14 protein-coding genes are annotated in these 18,504 nt (G+C 44.3%); 13 read left to right on the top strand and 1 reads right to left on the bottom strand.

What is annotated here, in order from left to right:
- Positions 1-17 precede the first annotated feature (17 nt).
- From aspA to AOX59_RS03485, 9 genes are all read left to right on the top strand, one after another.
- Entirely contained in the window at positions 18-1,436 is a 1,419-nt protein-coding gene (aspA, locus tag AOX59_RS03445; protein ID WP_068441874.1) for an aspartate ammonia-lyase, read from the top strand.
- A gap of 137 nt (positions 1,437-1,573) precedes the next feature.
- Positions 1,574-2,992 carry an allantoinase AllB gene (gene allB / locus AOX59_RS03450; protein WP_068441877.1) on the top strand — a complete coding sequence of 473 codons (1,419 nt, stop codon included), beginning with the start codon at positions 1,574-1,576 and terminating at the stop codon, positions 2,990-2,992.
- A gap of 114 nt (positions 2,993-3,106) precedes the next feature.
- Positions 3,107-4,408 carry a CapA family protein gene (locus AOX59_RS03455; RefSeq protein ID WP_068441880.1) on the top strand — a complete coding sequence of 434 codons (1,302 nt, stop codon included), beginning with the start codon at positions 3,107-3,109 and terminating at the stop codon, positions 4,406-4,408.
- A gap of 39 nt (positions 4,409-4,447) precedes the next feature.
- Positions 4,448-5,398, top strand: coding sequence for an ornithine cyclodeaminase family protein (locus tag AOX59_RS03460; RefSeq protein WP_068441883.1), 951 nt, complete (start codon positions 4,448-4,450; stop codon positions 5,396-5,398).
- A gap of 195 nt (positions 5,399-5,593) precedes the next feature.
- Complete coding sequence (locus AOX59_RS03465) at positions 5,594-5,983, top strand: nuclease-related domain-containing protein (protein WP_068441887.1); 390 nt, start codon at positions 5,594-5,596, stop codon at positions 5,981-5,983.
- Entirely contained in the window at positions 5,976-6,815 is an 840-nt protein-coding gene (locus tag AOX59_RS03470; RefSeq protein WP_068441889.1) for a CARDB domain-containing protein, read from the top strand. The genes AOX59_RS03465 and AOX59_RS03470 overlap by 8 nt, the downstream gene beginning before the upstream one ends.
- A complete protein-coding gene (locus AOX59_RS19505; protein WP_156418630.1) occupies positions 6,812-7,045 on the top strand; it encodes a hypothetical protein in 234 nt (77 codons plus the stop codon). The genes AOX59_RS03470 and AOX59_RS19505 overlap by 4 nt, the downstream gene beginning before the upstream one ends.
- 260 nt (positions 7,046-7,305) lie before the next feature.
- Positions 7,306-7,617, top strand: a complete 312-nt coding sequence (locus tag AOX59_RS03480) for a transposase (protein ID WP_068441894.1) — start codon at positions 7,306-7,308, stop codon at positions 7,615-7,617.
- 29 nt (positions 7,618-7,646) lie between these two features.
- Positions 7,647-8,534 (top strand): IS3 family transposase, encoded by an 888-nt coding sequence (locus AOX59_RS03485; RefSeq protein WP_082684113.1) that lies wholly within the window; start codon positions 7,647-7,649, stop codon positions 8,532-8,534.
- 615 nt (positions 8,535-9,149) lie between these two features.
- Here the strand turns inward: AOX59_RS03485 and AOX59_RS20175 are convergent.
- Positions 9,150-10,511 carry a LysM peptidoglycan-binding domain-containing protein gene (locus AOX59_RS20175; protein ID WP_068441899.1) on the bottom strand — a complete coding sequence of 454 codons (1,362 nt, stop codon included), beginning with the start codon at positions 10,509-10,511 and terminating at the stop codon, positions 9,150-9,152.
- A 288-nt stretch (positions 10,512-10,799) separates the two neighbouring features.
- On the opposite strand from AOX59_RS20175, the gene AOX59_RS03495 reads away from it, so the two are divergent.
- The 4 genes from AOX59_RS03495 (at position 10,800) to AOX59_RS03510 (ending at position 18,504) form a co-directional block, all read left to right on the top strand.
- Positions 10,800-11,126: a hypothetical protein gene (locus AOX59_RS03495; RefSeq protein ID WP_068441901.1), complete on the top strand. Its 327-nt coding sequence runs from the start codon at positions 10,800-10,802 to the stop codon at positions 11,124-11,126.
- A gap of 1,078 nt (positions 11,127-12,204) precedes the next feature.
- The gene (locus tag AOX59_RS03500; protein ID WP_068441905.1) at positions 12,205-13,815 is read left to right on the top strand and encodes a BCCT family transporter; all 1,611 of its coding nucleotides are present in this window, start codon (positions 12,205-12,207) and stop codon (positions 13,813-13,815) included.
- Positions 13,816-14,108: 293 nt separating this feature from the next.
- Entirely contained in the window at positions 14,109-16,211 is a 2,103-nt protein-coding gene (locus AOX59_RS03505; RefSeq protein ID WP_068441908.1) for a hydantoinase/oxoprolinase family protein, read from the top strand.
- Between the two features lie 100 nt (positions 16,212-16,311).
- Entirely contained in the window at positions 16,312-18,504 is a 2,193-nt protein-coding gene (locus tag AOX59_RS03510; protein WP_068441911.1) for a hydantoinase B/oxoprolinase family protein, read from the top strand.

The following is an 18,504-nucleotide window of genomic DNA, read 5'->3' on the forward strand; positions in this document are numbered from 1 at the left end:
CTATAAGGAGCTTTTTTATGGTGGATAACATGAGAATCGAAAATGACTTTTTAGGTAACAAAAACATACAAGAGGACTCCTATTATGGTATTCAGACATTACGGGCGGGGGATAATTTTCCGATTACCGGGTATCCTCTCCATTCCAAATTGATTCAATCCATAGCTATGGTCAAAAAAGCTGCAGCGCTTGCCAATTTCGACATTGGAAAACTGTCCAAACACCTAAAAGATTCGATCGTGCAGGCCTCAGACGAGATTGTTGCCGGCGAGTGGCATGACCAGTTTATCGTTGATCCGATACAAGGGGGCGCTGGTACCTCCATCAACATGAATGCCAATGAAGTGATTGCCAATCGGGCACTGAATCTGCTGGGCAGGCAAAAAGGGGATTATGATTATCTGAGTCCCAATACACACGTGAATATGTCTCAGTCAACTAATGACGCGTTCCCGACAGCTATTCACATTGCTGTTCTCATGCTTTCTGAGGATCTGCTCGCAACGATGAATCATATGCATCAAACATTCAAAGAGAAAGCAAAGGAATTCAGCCACGTTATTAAAATGGGAAGAACGCATTTGCAGGATGCTGTACCGATCCGTCTTGGTCAGGAATTCGAAGCCTATGCTCACGCTGTTGAACGGGATATAAAACGCATCAGAGAATCACGCCAGCAGCTATATGAAGTGAACATGGGTGCAACGGCTGTCGGAACAGGTTTAAATGCTGATCCGCGCTACGTGATTTTATGCAAGGATTATTTAAAAGACATTAGTGGCTACCCATTAAAATCAGCGGAACACTTAGTTGATTCAACCCAAAATACCGATGTGTACACAGAAATCTCAGCTTCTCTGAAAGTATGCATGGTGAACATGTCCAAAACGTCAAATGATATCCGTCTGATGGCATCAGGACCGCGTGCTGGATTTAATGAATTGAACTTGCCTCCCAGACAGCCGGGCTCGTCCATCATGCCGGGAAAAGTTAATCCGGTTATGCCGGAGGTGCTGAACCAGATTGCTTTTCAGGTAATCGGCAATGATAATACAGTGAGCCAGGCGTCGGAAGCCGGCCAATTAGAGTTAAATGTTATGGAACCGATTATCATATTTAATCTGCTCCAGTCCATCGATATCATGAATAATGGCTTTTTCGCGTTTACCAATTATTGTTTGACTGGCATAACAGCAAATGAAGATCAGGCAAAAGACTACGTTGACGCCAGTATTGGCACGATAACAGCCATCAGTCCGCACATCGGCTATGAAAGGACGTCCAATATCGCCCGTGAAGCGTTGGAGACGGGAAAATCGATTCGGAAATTATGCCTGGAATATGGTATTATGACAGAAGAGGAGCTGGATCATATTTTAGATCCTTATGAACTGACAAAGCCGGGTATTTCGCAGCTGCCGGTCAATAGTAAATAACTTTATGAAAAGGCAGCAAGCGATTGTTAGAAAACCTTGCATACCAAACGTGCTGCATGCAACAGGGATTTAACGGAAAAGCAAAGTCGACAGCGTTGTATTAAACCTATTATTTTTGGATGAAAGGAAGGATTATCATGGCTGATTGGGATCACATTATTCGTAACGGTGTGTTAGTAACCTCAGGAAAAAGCTATGAATCGGACATTTATATTAAAAATGGCGAAATTGCTGCTGTTACAAACGAAGAATTGCCCGGAACAGCAGAAGAAGAAACGGATGCGCAGGGCTGTTACGTGCTTCCGGGTTTAATGGATACACACGTCCATTCGAGAGATCCGGGTGCGACGCATAAAGAAGATTTTTATTATTCAACACTGGCTGCGGCGGCCGGTGGCATCACGACGGTTTTTGAAATGCCGAATACGGTACCCCCGGTCAACAGCGCTAAAAACTTTCATAAGCAGGTTCAAAATCTGTCAGAAAAGGCGAATGTTGATTTTGGGCTTTGGGGTATTTGTCTTGGCCAATTGAATCTCAATGACATCCAAGCGCTTGATGACGCCGGCGTTATTGGTTTTAAATTCTTCTGGGGATATGCAGTTGACCGCAATACTTATGCCTTAATTTATAATTATAAGCCTGAGATGGAAAATGTGATTCCGCCTTTTAAAGACGGGGAAGTTTATCAGATTTTCAGAGAGGTCGCCAAAACAGGCAAGATACTGGCTATCCATGCGGAAAATAATGAATTGATTCAAACATTGACAAATGAAGTGGAAGAAAGCGGACGCACGGATTACGAAGCACTTGTGGAAGGACGGCCGGATTTTGCAGAATTAACAACGATTCAGACCGGCATCTCCTTTGCCAAACATGCAGGCACCCGCCTCCATATTCTTCACATCAGTTCGGGTATAGGAGCTGACGAGGTGAAAAACGCACAGAACAGAGGTGAAGCTATTACGACGGAGACATGTCCCCATTTTCTGTTCTTGAGTGCCGAGGATTATGAGGATGTCGGTCCGCAGATGAAGGTTTATCCGCCTGTTAAATATAAGCAGGATCAGGATCAGCTTTGGGAGCGAATTGATGACGGTACCATTTCTGTTGTCTGCTCGGATCATGCCCCTCACACAGAAGCGGAAAAAGACGGTGATCTATGGTCCATCCCAGCTGGCATGTGTGGTGTGGAAACGACAGTACCGCTCATGCTGAATGCAGTGAATGAAGGCCGCATAACCCTTCAGCAGGCAGTCGCGCTTCTATCGGAAAATCCGGCGAAACAATATGATCTGTATCCGCAAAAAGGATCATTTCAACCAGGCACCGATGCCGATATTACGATTGTTGACTTAGACCAATCGTTCGAAATCAAAAGGGAAGAGCTGCACAGTAAAAGCAAAGTGTCAGCTTATGACGGCTTTACAGGAACAGGCATGCCAGTACAGACCATTGTGCGCGGCAAGACTGTTATGAAAAATAATGAGTTTGTTAATGAAAACCAAGGCGGACTGGTTAAGCCATCTAGGACTAGCGAAACCATCGAAAGTTAAGACTGAACGCAGCTCGCTTATATAAGGTGAAATACGAAGCGCTTTACCATAAAATGTAAAATTTAAAACTGAAACGCAGCTCACTTATAATTGGGAAGGAGAAACAATATAAATATGGGAAAAATGACATTCTTCGCAACCGGTGACAGTTTTATAACACGGCGTTTGCCATCAACGGCGTCGGAGTCTTTCCGGCAGCTTTCCGGATTAATACAATCTGCGGATGTGCGCTTTAACAATTTGGAAACAACAACGCATGTACTGGAAGGATACCCTTCCGCTTTCAGTGGCGGAACCTGGGCGATGTCCCCGCCGGATGTGTTACAGGACATTCGGGACTATGGATTCAATCTGCTTGCGTGGGCGAATAACCACACGATGGATTATTCTTACGGTGGTCTCTTGGCCACTAAGCGTTATTTAAACCAGTATGGATTTGTCCATGCGGGTGCTGGTGAGGATTTAGCAGAAGCCAGTGCCCCGAGATACCTGGAAACCCCGCCCGGCAGGGTAGCTTTAATCAGTGTGACATCTACTTTTCACGAGTCATGGCGAGCCGGCAGCCAGCGTCCGGATATGCACGGACGTCCCGGCGTCAATCCGTTAAGATACGACACGACCTTTTATGTCAGCCGCCAGGAGTTAGATCAATTAAAGGCCATTGCTGAGAATACCATGATTAATGCGGAAAGAAACCTCTCAATTAAAGAGGGCTTTGAGACAGACAACAGTGATGACTCATTTGTCTTTGGCGGTCATTATTTTACAGAAGGATCAACAACAGAGAAGGTTACAACACCTAAAGAAGCAGATATGAGAAGACTCGAGCGCTCGATTGACGAAGCCCGGCGCCAGGCAGACGTGGTTATGGTGAGCATTCACTCTCACGAAATGGAAGGGGAAGATAAAGCTGTTCCCCCACAATTTCTTAAAGAAGCTTCCCGCAAGTGCATAGACGGGGGAGCGGATGCCGTGATGGGTCATGGTCCCCATGTTTTGAGAGGCATTGAAATCTATCAGAACAAACCCATTTTTTACAGCCTGGGCAACTTTATCTTTCAAAATGATACGGTAGAAGCACTTCCTGCCGACTTTTATGACAAATACGGTTTGAGTTCGGAAGCAAATGTTGCGGATGCACTGGACGCAAGAAGCGGGAACAACACCAAAGGCCTCGGTGTCAACAAACATGTATGGGAATCGGTGGTGGCCGTCTGGGAAATGGACAATGGCCAAATCACAGATATTAAATTGTATCCGATTGAATTAGGATTCGATTTACCCCGGTATGAAAGGGGCTGGCCCGTCCTAAGCAAAAGTGAAAGCCCGTTAGAACAGCTGCAGCATTTGAGCAAACCATTTGGAACTGATATCACCATACAGGACGGGGTTGGAATCGTTTCTCTGCAGGCATAAATTATTCACGTGACAAATTTTAATAACGAGGTGACAATCATGACTTTATATTTAACAGAAAATGACGTCGTGTCTTTATTACCGATGAACAATGCTATTCAAGCGGTTGAATCCGGACTTATTGAACTGGGCTATGGCCGTGCCCAGAACCAGCCTCGTCACCGGGTTTCAGTCGGAAATACGTTACTTAATACCATGTCAGCGTCCATGCAAGAGACCAATATTCTAGGCGTCAAAAATTATGCAACAACACCGGAGGGCCCGAAAGCTTACTTTTTATTGTTTTCAGACGAAGCAGAACTTCTCTGTTTAATGGAAGCCGATGAATTAGGGCGCATACGAACAGGTGCTACAACGGCCATGTCAACTAATTATCTGGCACGTTTCAATGCTAAAACGCTGACTATGATTGGAACAGGTTTTCAGGCAGAAACCCAGCTAAAGGCTATCAGTGAAGTAAGAGACCTGGATAAAGTGAGAGTATGGAGCCGCCGCGAGTCGTCCGTTCAGAACTTTTGCCAAAAACTGCAGTCTGAGATTCAAGCTGAGATCGTACCCACCTCAAATCTGCAGACGGCCGTTCAGGGAGCAGATATTGTCACAACAGTCACAAGCGCGACAGAACCTGTTTTCAACAGCGAATGGCTGTCAGAAGGTGTTCACTTGAATGCTGTCGGTAATAATAAAGTAAATGAACGCGAAATTGACAGCTTAACGATACAGCAAATGAACACCATTGTTACTGACTCAATCGAACAATCCAAAACTGAATCCGGCGATCTGGTTATTGCCGCCCAGGAAAACGTTCCGGTATGGGACCGTGTTGGCAGTCTTTCAGATTTAGTAACCGGTTCCGACTACAGACGTAAATCCAACAGCCAAATGACCATGTTTAAATCAAACGGCCTAGCAATAGAAGATTTAGCAGTCGCCTATCATGTGTATCAGAAAGCTAAAGAATCAGGTGCCGGAACCGACATGAATATTTAGGAGATGCCGGATCAGATGCTTGGCGGTTGAGCGGTCCCACCCGAGCGACAAGCGGGCCAACTCGAGCGACAGCTGCCCCCATATAAGAAGATAATTTTCGGCCGCGGCCGAAAATCTGCTTTTTTTCACTACTTTTCCCTCTTCCAATATGCTATAGTTTAAACAACCTCAAAAACCAAATAAAGGAGCCGCATTATGATCCTCAAAAATCGTACTAAACCCCTTCCACTTGTGAAACTCGATGCTATTATTCCACGCCTGGACCCGCAATTTCCGCTTCTCACCAAAATAAAATTAGATGCGAAAATTCGCCAGCAAGGCTATACAGGCGAACGTAAGGTTGACTATCCCCTCGACAGCCTTGCGCCCACATGCACGATTCTGCACGATGTTTACCTCCGCATTAATGGCAAAAACATCCAAATAGATTCTGTTATTCTCACTAACTACCAGATCACACTCTTGGAGTCGAAAAACTATTACGGCACCATCATATTCAACACCCTGCTCAAGCAGCTTGTCCGGGATAACGGCCAAATGGAAGACTGGTCTCCGAACGAACGGGGAAGTTCGTCTTTTGGGTGACTCCGCTAATAGCAGTTTTCCTGCAAACATAGCAGGTACGTGGACAATCCGTGCTACTGTCAGGATACATGGGGGAAGGGTTCAACAACTAATAAATGTTACCGTCAATGCCCCTGACATTGAAATAACAGAAGTAAGTTCTCCTCCTCCTGATTCGATTCATAAAGGAGATACATTACAGATCCGTGCATATGTCGATAACATTGGCGGTGTTCAGGAAACGGAACCTTTTGATGTTGAACTAAGAGTTGATGACACGCCTGTTCAGTCCGTCGAATTGGACGAACCGGGCTGGGTAGAATTTTCTTATTTATTCAATCATGACCAAGGAGATCATAAAATCGAGATCGTAGCCGATGCGAATAACGACGTAATGGAAGAATCGGAAGACAATAATAATCGTGTCTTTTGGACAAACGTCCCGAACCGGGAGCCGGAAGCCAACTTTGAGTGGACGCCGGGAGAACCTATTGTGAATGAAAGTAACGCAAGGGTTTATTCCACAAGCACAGATCCGGATGGAGAGGAATTATCATATCAATGGGAATATACGGCTCCAAATGGTGATACAGGTACATTCGGTACATCCAAGGAATTCCGGGAGCTGATGGAGCAAATTGGCGATTGGGAAGTGACTCTGCATATAGAGGATGAATACGGAGGAACTGATTCCATAACAAAAACTATCACGGTTTATCAGAAAAATGAATTAAACGCCCAAATCCTGCATACAGAGGAATGGGCGGAAGAACGTGGCATATCTCAATCAGATCCTGATTTTCTTGCCGGAGAGGGATTCGTGGTAGAAGCGGAAACAACCGAACAGCCGTGAATGACTCAGTTATACCTCCGGCTAACCTAGCTGATCAATCAACACTAAAAGCGAATGAAAATAATACAGAACGGAACGTAAGCCTTACAAGTAATGATCTTGAACACATCGCAGAAGGCCCATACCCGTGGACTGTCCGTGCAACGTTCGACGACGGACAAGTGGTTCAAAAACCACTGCTTATCACGATTACGGATAAGGTCGATCCTGACGTTCACTTGACACAATAAAGATGTTGCCCCTTCTGGAATCCGGAAGGGGTCTTTTTTATCTTTACCATACCGATTCGTTGTTGCTAATTCAATCCATTCTTTATGCTTTTTAAACACTTTAACCTCTCCTGATAACTCTGCACACAACCAATCACACTCTTCCTTGCTTGGTGTATCCTTAAAGACGGTATACCTTCGTGCACTCATAAGCCCCTAAATGGACTTGGACAATAAGAATGTTAACTACTATAATTTTTATATACCAAGGAGGAAGCCTCATGAGACGAACAAGATACTCAGAAGAATTCAAAATGCAGGCTGTAAAGGAAGCCATGGAGACGGAAAAGCCTTCTGTGGTTGCCCGTCGTTATGACTTAAATGCGAATATGGTTGGCCGCTGGGTCCGTGAATATAAAAACGGGAAATTTGGTAACACAGATGTCGCATCCGTGCCTGACATCGACACCAAAGAGCTTTCCAGTGAAAATGATCACTTGAAGCAGCTATTAGGTGAAAAAGACCTTGAAATTTCCGTGTTGCGGCATCTTGTAAAAAAGCAGAACCCTCACTTACTGAAAAACTTGAAGTAGCCGAGGCATGGATCCAAAAAGGCTATACGGTGACGATTATCTTAAAAATTATTGGCATACCACGTTCCACCCACTATCATCGAAAATACTACAGGGTGGAAGAAAAGCAAGTAAGTGAGGGGCGCCCAGCACCAGGATACTCGACCCATCAGGACGGGCATAAAGTTCCTGACGACCAAATTAAAGAGTTTTTATTAGAGCTCATCGCCGGCGAATACCATAATTTCGGCTATCGGAAATTGACCAAAATGCTCCGTCGTGCTTATAAGCTGCAAATCAATAAAAAGAAAGTGTACCGCCTGTGTAAGGAACTGGATATCCTGCGCCCACAGAGAAGAAAACGAATCAAACACCCAAGGGAATTAGCGCGCAATCGCACCATAACAGCTTCTGATCAACTTTGGGAGGCTGATATCAAATATGGCTATATTCAAGGCGAGGATCGGTTTCTCTTCATCTGTTCGATTATTGATATCTGTGACAGGTCCATTATTGACTACCATGTTGGGCTTGAATGCACAGCCAAAAATGTCGTACAGATTCTGAACAGTGCCCTGTCAAAAAGGCAGCTATTTGACCAGCAGGATATGCCTGTGATGCGAACGGACAACGGTCCACAGTTTATCTCGCATGCGTTTGAGGCCTTCTGTGAGGATCAGGAGATGGAACATGAACGGATTCCGCCTAAAACGCCAAATATGAACGCCCATATTGAGTCCTTTCATCGCATTATGGAAGATGATTGTCTCTCAGATCGTGAGTTAAAGACTTATGGAGAAGCCTATCAAGCTATCATGGAATTTATGGACTTTTATAATAATCGACGCATTCATTCCAGTATTCTAGACCTGACACCAATGGAATTTTATGAGCTGCAAAAAGGTGGCAAGACGGGAATTAAAGACATTCGGGTTTAATACCTTCCCATTTTTTCTTCGTTTTGTCCCTGCCCTAAAGTCAGCCAATTCCGGAATGGAATCAAGGGCTGAGCGTAAGCGAAGGGCGGAGCCTTTACCCTTAATGGAATGGAGGCATTGGCTATCATCTTGAAAGGGACAAAAGAGAAGATACTATAAGAAAAAGCAAGGAATTTTAAATATGAGCTAGTTTAAGAGTGTAATTGTCCAAATTTTGGGGTTTATCCGAGTGAGGTCTTGTTGTAGGTTTACGCGTAGAAGATAAAAACAACGCATCCCGTGCCACTTTTGTGGTGCGGGATGGTTTTGTTATATAAGTGGTATTAAATAGTTATAACTTTGAACATAATCGTCTTATGAGATATCTTTTCCTATAAAATGTCACAGCCGAAGCAAGGCTCACCGCAATGAAAACACGTGTCTCGGACGATAGATAACCTGGGTCATTCCTTGTTGACTGGGAAAAAGATGTTCCTCGGCCCTTGTCTTTGGCCAACAATTACTGCTGCCTTCATGGCTCGGGACTTGAATCCTATAAAATGTGCACATGCCTGGCACACCAAAAGAAAAGCCAACCCGGGGGATTGGCTTTTTGACTTATGATTTTTACTTAATTCATTTGTTCATGGAACCATTCATTGTTGGCAATTTAATAGTTTGATTTGGATATATTAGGTTTGGATTCTGAATCTGATCTTGGTTGGCTTGGTAGATAGCCCAAACCTGTCGCGCAATCCGTTTATTGGTTAGTTCCCCGTAGTATTTCTCTTTTGAGATGGTCCACAGGTTGTCACCTGGTTTCACTGTGTATGACGAATTTTTTGGTTTACCTCGGTTTTCTACTAGCTCAGTAGTTACTTCTAAACCTCGACCGATATCAATACTGCTGTCGCCGAAGGTATAGACTTTGCTGTATTCTGCAGGAATCGTACCATCAGCAATCGCTTTAGCAAAATCACTAACTTCACCGTTATAAACCTTATTGAAGATACCATCATCTGTTGTAATGTCAGAATTTAAGAGGTATGTAGCCATGTGTTTTTGGCTTCTGCTGGATAGATGGTATTCGTCATAAGTGTAGAAATCGTCAGGTTCCCAACCAGCGGCTTCAGGCTTATAATATTTGCTGTCGGTTGAGTAATTGTCATAACCACCATAGATGTCTTCCTGATCGTTGGTAGGGAAGATGTCACTGTTGTCTTCAGAGACTAAGCCATAACCATAGGCCGGAACCCAGTCGGAGATCATATAAAAGCCCATACTTTTATATCCGAATTTTTCAAAACCCTGTTCCTCAATATTGGCACGCAATCGTTGATTGTGCCCGTAGATAATCTCCACATCATCGGGAGTGGTGTCCAAAGCAAGATATTGTTCAATCTTTTGGACAACCTGTTGGTTTTGCATGTCACCAAAACTTGTCAAATCAGTACGCTGGTCCACAAAACGGTTAGGTAACAATATATATTTGACGCCACCTTCTACAAGATTCTGGACCATTTTTAGAGCAAAGTCACTAGAAAGTTCTGCCGCACGTTCAGCCCCAAGATCTTCAACGGCATAAGCATCATTTCCACCGACGCTGATAATATAGAGGGCTTTGGGATCTGCTTGCCCATTCATATCTGCGAGAAATCTTTCGGTTTGTTGTACGCCGTCCCAGCCTTTCAACCAAGGGGACCAGTTGGAACGTTCATCTGCTGCGCCCTTAGTACCTGTCATGACACCAGTAAAAGCTCCGCCAACAGCATAATTTGTTAAATTATTATAGTCACCAGCCAATTCCTTTGCAATGTACTCAGAGAAGACCCGGCCATTAGAATACCGGCCTTTCCAGTAGTGCTCAGTATCGGCTTTTATATACATTCCGTCAGCGGGATCGAAACCTGGTGCCGATTGTGATCCCATTACTTCGAGGGGCACAACCATAGCGAAAAGAAGTGCAAATATTAAAGTCAATAAAGATTTTTTCTTCATTTTCTTTCCTCCTTTAGTTTTTAAGGTTACTTTAAAACTTAGAACGTGTATATTTTGCGTCCATCTTTATTTGACGTCATATAAATCTTATCTTACACCTTTTTCAAACCCCCCCTTCCGACACGCTGAACATCGTAACATACATAATGCAAAATCCATAAACGAGCATTTTCAAGAATTTTTGATGAATCTCTAGAGATTTTGAGATAAAACGATATAAATATTATACAATAAAAATTTTATATATTTTATAAAAAGTTTGTTTGTACTAATATTGATATTAGACCGATGAAGCCTATTGTACGGTGTGTTACGGCTGTTGATTCTTATGAGTTTTTATTTTATTCTTCCGGAAACGGGATACGCCGCACGATAAATTCTGTTATAAGCGTGTTTGCGCGTGAAATACTGAGGATAATACAAGACTATTATCTTAACGTTACAACCGAGGATGGGAATGACGGAACCATGTTTCCTGAAACCATCCCTTCAACGAATCCTGCATGCATCATGACTGACAGGTCATTGGGGTCTGAAGTACAGGTGATTCGGCAGAGCGAAGGCTGGAGCCACTCCACGAGAGAAGGTATGCCGATGGATATGCTGCACGGCTAAAAAATTGGGTAAGGTGAGAATGGTTTCAAGGAAATGAAGCTGACGAATAACCGAATGTAAGGGTCTAAAGATTAGACATAGGGAAACTTATGTGTCATCCAACGATGACGTGAGTGGTATATAGTAAAAATGCGCTCTCTGAAATATGCTATCCAGCTCACAGGCTTCCAGGGAACACCTAAGTTTGTTCTATAATAGACATAATTCAACGTTGGTAAGCTAATAACGTGGAGAGTTTACTCCCGGCGAAACGTTCAAAAAGAAAGCGGTAGCACAGTACCGTAGAGGTGTGTAATGAACGTAAGTGAAAAGGTAGATGCTTTTAAACAGGTCCTAAAACTTTCAGTGAAATTAAGTGGGTTAATTATTTTTTTATTATGAAGATTTAATGCTGGATGTGGCGCTAATAATTTTTAATTCTGACCCTATGGTTGCTAAAACTGTGTACAACCCATCTTCCTCAAATTTATTTTGCCAACTCTGGTAATGATTTTGTATACGTTTTAGTAGCTAGGGATCTGTAGGAATTGCTGCCAAAAGACCTGAGGTCAGCTGTTGTGGATTATTAAGCGATACTTCAGCATAGCTTCTTAAAAAATGCCCAATTTCAGTTTCTTTGTTATTGAGATTTTCTATTGCTGTGACTTGTCATTTGCCGACTTCTCTATTAATTAGGTGCAACATATCATAATGACAAAAAATCTACAAATAGCAATTTTCGAGCATTTTCGCGAAATTCTAACATAAATATAGATATATCGTTATAAAGGGATACTTTTATGAACTAAACAAGGAATATAAAGTGTACAGTCATTTTATACAGTTTCAAATTTACGATATATTTAGATATTAGGTTCATAGGTAAAATAATTTTTTCAAGGGGCTGAATTATGAAAAACCAAGAAATGATGTAGAAGAAAAGTAACTATCTTGAATTCGAGTCAATTTTAATTTTGATTTCCATCAAGATTTCGGATTCTTATCAGGGTTGTTCTTTAAGTAGAAGCTGGGTACTTAATGGGGGTGACACTATTTACGATCACTTTTTTAAATATTATATTAAAAAGGAGTGCGTTATTTGAAAAACTTAAATATTGAAAATAAAGTACTATGGCCTGTGTTAGTCATTTTACTGTTAGGATTAGTTCCTGTTGGGATGAATCCTTCGGCTGCGGCTAATATTGTAGGTACAATATTAGGTTTCATCACAGGAAATTTTGGTTGGCTTTTCGTCTTGTTTCCATTAATGATACTTATCTTTTTTGCTTGGCTTGTTTTTAGCAAGTTTGGTCAAATCAAATTAGGGGATCCTGACGATAAGCCGGAATTTTCAAATTTTAGTTGGTTTGCGATGATTTTCACAACGGGAATTGGTGCGGAAATTATGTACCTATCGATTATCGAACCAATTACTTTTTTTAATGCCCCACCCTTTGGAATAGAATCCGGAACATTAAGTGCAGCAGAGTGGGCTATCCCTTATGGTTTCTTTAATTGGGGAATACTCGCGTGGGCTATTTATGCTCTTCCCAGTATTCCTATGGCATATGCCTTATATGTGAAAAAAATACCTCACTTTAGACTTAGTGCTGCTTGCAAACCAATTCTAGGTAAGCATTCTGAAGGTTTACCGGGTAAAATCGTCGATATTGTCATGATGCTTGGTTTGATCGGGGTAGTGGGAACAAGCATAGGATTGGTTGCTCCCATGATCGCACAACTTTTGGGTGAAATGTTTAATATCCCTGTAACTTTTGGGCTATTGGTAATCGTTATAGCTCTTTGGGTCATTCTATTTGGAGGAAGTGTATATTTGGGTCTTAGGAAAGGCATTAAAAGATTATCAGATTTTAATCTAATCATTGTTGTAGCAATACTTGTCTTCGTGTTCCTTGTGGGCCCAACAACCTTCATGCTAGATAATTCCATACAATCCATAGGAACAATGTTTAACGATTTTTTCAACATGAGTTTAAGCTTGGGAGCCATTAACAATGTAAGTTTCCCTCAAGATTGGACTGTTTTCTATTGGGCATGGTGGATTGGTTATGCATCATTAATAGGTTTGTTTACTGCCAGGATATCCAAGGGACGTACAATAAAACAAGTGATCATTACCCAATGCCTGATAGGACCGGTGGGTTGCTGGGTGTTTTTTGGAGTTTTTGGAAATTACGCATTGAATCTTCAATTATCCAATTTAGTTCCAGTTAATTCAATAATGGTTAATAGTGGACAAACAGAAGCTATAATGGCGGTTATCAATACATTACCTCTTAGTTCGATTATAATACCGCTACTAGTAATCGCCTATCTAATATTCTCGGCAACTACTTTTGATGGTGCTTCATTGATTTTGTCATCTGTTGCGAGTAAGAAATTGGGTAGAACCGGGCAGCCGCCTCGAATCCATAGATTATTTTGGGCGTTAGTTCTTGGAGGAGTAGGTATAACCATATTGGCCATAGGCGGGTTGGAGGCAGTTCAATTGTCTTCAGTTATTGTAGGTGTGCCTATGATTTTGGTTTTTGTGTTGATGACTATTTCTTTTATTAAATCTGTCAAAGAAGATTTTGGGCAGGAAAAGTCAACCTTAATAAAATATTCCGAACTACCTTTATCGAAATCTCAAAATGATCAACTATCTGAGGAAAAAGAAGGCGTTCTTTCAGGAAAGGAAGGGAAATAGGGGGCTGAAAAGAGTAATTTATTAAGAGGTTACTTAGAAGGCTCAAGATGCCAGTACTAAACTAAATAGGATTACGAATATCAAAAGGATTTTTCAAAAATCAATCTTCAAGCTTCAACAAGATAAAAGATAATTTTGAATAAAATTCATTTTTTTAGTATTGACAACAAACCGTCTGGACGGTTAACCTATTTCTAGAGGCGCAAACTAGGGATGCAGGATTTTATGCAATTGATCTTAGTGCCCCTTGAAACAAGATTAAGTCTAAAAATCAACGAAGGAGGAAATGTGCCATGAAACAGACAAAACCACTCGTGCTCGGTATTGATGCCGGTGGCACGATGACAGACACGATACTTGTGGACAAAGAAGGCAACTTCGCTGTCGGTAAGGCACCGACTACACCTAATTACGAATCGGAAGGATTTATTGAATCAGCGCGTGACGCTACTGACATCTGGAACCTGGATATCAACAAAACCTTTGAAGAATTGGCGGTAGTCCTTTATTCAGGTACGGGTATGCTGAATACGTTGTTATCAAGGAGCGGAAAGCGCATTGGTCTGATTGTGACACGGGGCATGGAAGATGCCATACTTATGGGAAGAGGCCTTCAGTCATGGGCCGGTTATTCTTATGAAGACCGCTTGCATGCAGTCACCCACGCTTCTCCCGAGCCTCTTGTGCCTCTCAGCCGGGTGCGCGGTGTGACCGAGCGTGTCGACCAGTTCGGTCAGGTCGTCATTCCAGCTTATGAACACGAGGCAGTCAGCGGTGTGGAAGAGCTTTTGGAGCAGGACATCGAGGCATTATGCATCTGTTGCATGTATTCACACGTCAATCCTGAACACGAATTACAAATTGGCGAAGCGGCCAAGAAGGTACTGGCTGAGCATGATGTCGACATCCCGATTTACTTTAGTCATCAGGTTCGTCCGATCATTCGCGAACAATCCCGGTTAAACAGCACGCTCATCGAGGCATATGCAACAGCTAGAGGTCGTGAGCAGCTGCTGGGCGTTGAAGCGGCTGCTAAGGAACATGGTTTCCCACACAGCATGCAAACGATGCTTTCATACGGAGGGCTCGCGGACGTACGCTATCCTCGTCTGCACGAGACGATGATCTCGGGTCCGGTCGGAGGGCTTTTGGGCGCGAAACATGTCGGCGAGTTGGTCGGCACGGATTCAGTAATTGTCAGTGATATGGGTGGAACAAGCTTTGATATCGGGGCTATCACCCGCGGCAAAGTACCTATTGAAGATGAGCCGACATTGGCCCGGTTTAAACTGAATTTGCCGACACTAGCGATGGATACCATCGGTGCCGGCGGCGGTACTATTGTTAAGGTGGACCCATACACAGGTAAGGTTAGTCTAGGTCCGGAAAGCGCTGGATCGGTACCGGGTCCGGTGGCTATGGATATGGGTGGCACAGAGCCAACGATTGCTGACTGTGATGCGGTAATGGGTCGTTTGAACCCTGATAACTTTCTCGGTGGCAAGGTCAAACTTAATATCGAGAAGGCAACGCAGGTTCTGAAAGAGAAAGTTGCCGATCCATTGGGAGTTGACGTTTATGAAGCGGCCGAGGGGATGGTGAATATGCTGGAGATGGAAGCTAAGTCTTCCATTGAATCCATTATTTCGACGCGTGGTGTCGATCCAGGTGAATACCACTTGATGGCTTATGGCGGATCTGGACCGCTTCACATGGCTGAGTACAGCCGCAGCCTAGGTTTTAAAGGTGTCATGACATTCCCGTTTGCGGCAGCATTTTCAGCCTTTGGTTGCACTACGGCAGATTACTTGCACAGGCACAGCCAATCCGTCCATATTATGACCGGACCCGATTCTTCGGATCAGGACAGGGAAGAGGCGAGACGTCAGATTAATGAAATCTGGAGCGAGCTCGATACCCAAGCCCGCTCTGAGTTGGTCTCTGAAGGTCATGAAGCAGACGCAGTCGTTTGTGAGCCATTCGCTATGATGCGCTACACTGGCCAACTGGAAGATGTCGAAGTTGCAGCACCAGTGACCAAATTAGAGTCAGATGAAGATTTAGGTAAGCTTACACAAGCTTTTGAAGACCTGTACGAACAGATTAACCGCAGTGTGTCCGGTTATGGGACAGCCGGTTATACAATTATGGAACTCGGCTTAAATGCTCGTGTGGAAAAAGTGAAGCCAGAGCTGAGTCGCCGTCCTTTGGGATCCAAGAATCCTGATCCCGAGGCTGCCAAAGGAAAGCGGTCTATGTATTACAATCGTGCGTGGCATGAAGCGCAGCTTTGGGAAATGGACATGCTGAAGCCCGGCAACGTGCTTGAGGGCCCTGCCATTGTCGAGCACCCTGCTACGACCTTGGTCATCCCAGCGGGGACCGGGTCCGTGTAGATGAATGGACTATTCTGCACTACGAACACGGCGAGGACACGCGAAATTCGGTTGGAAACGTATTGTAGACCGAGGTTCAATCTAAAAAAGGAGGATTCTTATGAATGACGCAGTAGAAAACAAAGTCATGGGGCTTAAAGAGCAATTGCTTGAGAACGATCGTAAATTCCAAGAAACAGGCTGTTATGCCGGCATAACGGAATTAAAATACCGTGAGGAAGATCCTCTGCGCTATGAAAGCCTGCACACAAAGCTTCGATCAATGTCGATAGCATCGCGGGAGATGGCCAGAAGCATTTCAGCTTCTCCGGGTGTGCGAGAGGTAGGGGAAATGGTTGTAGCGTTATACACCCCTGAAGGTGACGCGATTAGCCTTTCCACAGGAATTATGGTTCACGTGCATACGATGAGCCGGTTTATCAAATGGATGATTCAAAATGGTTACGAGGACTCGCCTGGTATTTGTCCTGGTGATGTGTTCGCCAACAATGACGCTTTTATCGGTACGGTACAAGTACCAGACGTAATGGTTGTTATACCGATTTTCCATAATGACGAGCTTGTCGGCTGGGCCGGCACAGTCGCTCACGAATTGGAGGTCGGCGGCATCACACCAGGTGGTGACGTATACTTGGCCCAAGAACGTTTTACTGAAGGCTTGTTCGTTTGTGCCGAAAAAGTGGGTGAGAAAGACGAGCTGCGCCGGGACTATCTGATTCGATTGGAACGGAACCTCCGTATGCCTATCTATTGGATGTTTGACGATAAAGCAAAATTAGCAGCTAACCTGGAATTGCGGGATCAGGTGAAAGAGCTTATCGACGACGTCGGTTTGGACTACTATAAGCGGGCTACCCGTGAATTCATTGAAGAAGGTCGCCGCGCGCAGCTTTCGAAGGTTCAACAGCTTATGGTGCCCGGTCGCTACAGGGGACATACGTTTTATGGCCACCTCACTGAGGGTAAACCTGGAATTTTGCCTTTAGGTGATGAAAACTTGCTGTATTCCATCCCGCTTGAATTGGATGTGGGCGGCGATGGCCACATGCATTTGGATTTTGAAGGCACCGGTTCTTGGGGCTATCACTCGATGAATTGTACGCCAGCTGGTATGGACGGCGGATTATTTGTTACCCTAACTCAGTCTATGAACTTTGAAGGTAAGGTGAACGACGGAGCCTGGCTGGCTACAGATATGAATTTACCGTCGGGGACCTGGACCAACCCAGACCGCCATACCGTAGCGACGGCAACGTCCTGGGCACTTCTGTTACCGGCCTTTGGCATTTTTCAGCGGTTGCTCAGTCGTGGCTTTGTAAGCCGGGGATTCAAAGAAGAAGCGTTTGTCGGTCAGGTAAACAGTCCAATGGTAGAAATGGGTGGTCAAAGTCAGTACGGCAGCCAGTTTGGTATGGCTATGTTTGAGTGCTCCGCAGCCGGAAGTGGCGCCCTTGGTATAAAAGACGGGATCGATAATGGCTATGTTGGTTGGAATCCCGAATCTGACATGGGCAATATGGAAGTTTGGGAGCAGGGCATACCGATGCTCTACTTAGGGCGAAGCATCGCGGCTGATTCGGGCGGACCCGGTAGCAACCGCGGCGGTACAGCCTTCACTTCACTTTGGCTCGTGCACAATACAGACGAAGTGACGATAGCCACGTCCGAACATTCAAGTCGTGTGTATGACAACGCCGGCATGTGCGGTGGCTATCCAGCGCCGACAGCCCACAGGCACTTCACTGTGCGAGATAGCAATATTCAGCAGTTGATTGAAGAACAGAAACCATTACCTCACTCGTTGGGGAAAGACCCATACACGACCGACTTGGACCGATTGGTTGAAGGCGAGAAGAAAGAGGTTGAAGGCCCGCATATTGACAAACCGCTGCAAGCCGGGGATCTGTTTGCACACTCATACAATGGTGGAGGCGGCTATGGCGACCCCATCGAGCGGGATCCGCTGGATGTTGTCCGGGATGTTGAGAACGGCTATGTGACACCGGAAATTGCCCAAAGAACTCATGCTGTAGTGCTTGAGCATGACGGGGAGCGTAACGCATGGCGTGTCAACCCAGAAGCAACCGAAGCTCGACGCAAAGAAGTCCGAAACGCCCGGTTAAATAAGGCTATGCCTGTTAAGGATTGGATTGCATCCGAGCGCGAGCGCGTGTTGGAAAAGGACTTTGTTACCGAAGTGCATAAAATGTATCAGGACACAATGGGCATTTCCAGCCAATTTGCCAAAGAGTTCCGCGAATTCTGGCGGCTGCCGGAAAACTTTACAATGTAA

The organism is Lentibacillus amyloliquefaciens, from assembly GCF_001307805.1.
Taxonomy (GTDB): domain Bacteria; phylum Bacillota; class Bacilli; order Bacillales; family Amphibacillaceae; genus Lentibacillus; species Lentibacillus amyloliquefaciens.

What these genes read in the sequence shown, in the direction of transcription:
- aspA (WP_068441874.1), top strand. Translation starts at nt 18, where the DNA reads ATGGTGGATAACATGAGAATCGAAAATGACTTTTTAGGTAACAAAAAC.
- allB (WP_068441877.1), top strand. Translation starts at nt 1,574, where the DNA reads ATGGCTGATTGGGATCACATTATTCGTAACGGTGTGTTAGTAACCTCA.
- AOX59_RS03455 (WP_068441880.1), top strand. Translation starts at nt 3,107, where the DNA reads ATGGGAAAAATGACATTCTTCGCAACCGGTGACAGTTTTATAACACGG.
- AOX59_RS03460 (WP_068441883.1), top strand. Translation starts at nt 4,448, where the DNA reads ATGACTTTATATTTAACAGAAAATGACGTCGTGTCTTTATTACCGATG.
- AOX59_RS03465 (WP_068441887.1), top strand. Translation starts at nt 5,594, where the DNA reads ATGATCCTCAAAAATCGTACTAAACCCCTTCCACTTGTGAAACTCGAT.
- AOX59_RS03480 (WP_068441894.1), top strand. Translation starts at nt 7,306, where the DNA reads ATGAGACGAACAAGATACTCAGAAGAATTCAAAATGCAGGCTGTAAAG.
- AOX59_RS20175 (WP_068441899.1), bottom strand. Translation starts at nt 10,511, where the DNA reads ATGAAGAAAAAATCTTTATTGACTTTAATATTTGCACTTCTTTTCGCT.
- AOX59_RS03495 (WP_068441901.1), top strand. Translation starts at nt 10,800, where the DNA reads ATGAAGCCTATTGTACGGTGTGTTACGGCTGTTGATTCTTATGAGTTT.
- AOX59_RS03505 (WP_068441908.1), top strand. Translation starts at nt 14,109, where the DNA reads ATGAAACAGACAAAACCACTCGTGCTCGGTATTGATGCCGGTGGCACG.
- AOX59_RS03510 (WP_068441911.1), top strand. Translation starts at nt 16,312, where the DNA reads ATGAATGACGCAGTAGAAAACAAAGTCATGGGGCTTAAAGAGCAATTG.